The 1506-nt window shown below is 70.6% G+C and carries 1 protein-coding gene and 1 pseudogene; both read right to left on the bottom strand.

What is annotated here, in order from left to right:
• The coding region (locus ABZ885_RS40990; protein ID WP_360200279.1) for a 2Fe-2S iron-sulfur cluster-binding protein at window positions 1-683 on the bottom strand (683 nt) is incomplete at its 3' end.
• 322 nt (window positions 684-1005) lie between these two features.
• Window positions 1006-1482, bottom strand: a pseudogene (locus ABZ885_RS40985) (FAD binding domain-containing protein); the annotation flags it as partial.
• Window positions 1483-1506: the final 24 nt, after the last annotated feature.

The following is a 1506-nucleotide window of genomic DNA, read 5'->3' as shown; positions in this document are numbered from 1 at the left end:
GGGAGCCGCTCCACCCCGGCGATGCTCGCCGCGCTGCGGTCGCTCGCCCGGGAGGGTGCGGCGCAGGACCGGGTGGCCCGGGAGGCGGCCGAGACGATCCGGGCATGCGCGTGCGGTGAGTGCAGCACCTTGAGGTGCAGCATGCCCTCGGGACGGGCGTCCATGGTGAACTCGGCGCGACCGGTCACCACGTCCTCGGCCGCCGGCGCGCCGACACTCGTCCCCACGGCCTTCCCCGGGGCCGCCGTCTCCACGCCGGTGACGCCCCGCACGGCGTCCTCGATCGCGCGGTAGCCGGTGCAGCGGCAGAGGTTGCCCTTCAACGCGCGCGGCAGGTCGTCCTTCTGGGCCTCGGTGAGCGCGGCCGACGTCATGATCATCCCGGCCGTGCAGAAGCCGCACTGGAATCCCGGGGCGTCACGGAACCGCCGCTGCACCGGATGCAGGTCACCCGGCGACCCGAGGCCCTCGATCGTCGTCACCTCGTGACCATCCGCGCGGAACGCGGGGGTGATGCAGCTGTGCACCGGCTCGCCGTCCAGCCAGACCGTGCAGGCACCGCAGTCGCCCGCATCGCACCCCTTCTTGACGCCGAAGTGACCGAGCGAGCGGAGGAAGGTGCGCAGGCACTGCCCGGGTTCCGGCTGCTCGTCGAAGCTCCTGCCGTTCACGATGAAGGTCATGCCGGGCCCCAGCCACGAGTTCGTGCCGGATCTCCTCGGTGAAGTACTTGGTCAGGTGGCGCCGGTGATCGGGGGTCCCGTTCGGATCGGCGAACCAGACGTCGGCGGGGATGACGTCGATGCTGTGCTGGAGGGTCCGCGCGTCGGGCATGCTGTCGAAGGCGATCCGCACCGGCCGCGTGGTGCCGGCGGTGACGGTGAGCAGCAGGTCGTTCGTCCCGGGCGTCTGGGTGCCGATCAGGAAGACCGTCGAACGGCCGAGGTGGGTCAGCGTGAAGCGGCGGTGCGCGGTGCGTTTGCGCAGGGCGCCCGCCGGAATCCTGATGCGGCGCAGCAGTTCGCCGGGGGCGAGGATGTTGCGGTTGTTGCCGGTCACGAAGTGGAGGGCGTCGACGACGCGGGTCGACCCGTCGGGCGCCCACAGCTCGTACCCGGCCTCCAGGGCGACGGTCAGCGTGATCATCGGGCCGGCGGGCAGCGACAGGCAGATGTTGCCGCCGACGGTCGCCGCGTTCCACACCTTGAACGAGGACAGGAACGCTTCGCAGGCCGTCGCGAGCAGGCCGCCCGCGAGCCAGTCACGCGGCGGCTCGAAGGCGTACAGGTCGCGGATGGTGCAGGTCGCGCCGATCTCCAGGCCGGCGTCACCCGCGACGAGCGGGTCCCAGCCTAAGGACGTCAGGTCGATCAGGCGGCGCAGCCCGGGCTGCTCGGCGGAGAACAGGAACCTGCCGCCCGCGAGCCAAGATCGGAAGAGCCTCCTGTAGGGAAAGAGAGTAACACCAAAGGTGTAGAACACGGTGGTCGCCGTAAAAATAAAAAC

The sequence above is a fragment of the Kitasatospora sp. NPDC047058 genome (assembly GCF_040643935.1).
In the GTDB taxonomy this organism is placed as follows: Bacteria; Actinomycetota; Actinomycetes; order Streptomycetales; family Streptomycetaceae; genus Kitasatospora.
The sequence above is the reverse complement of the archived record's forward strand: the minus strand, read 5'-3'. Positions and strand labels throughout refer to the sequence as shown.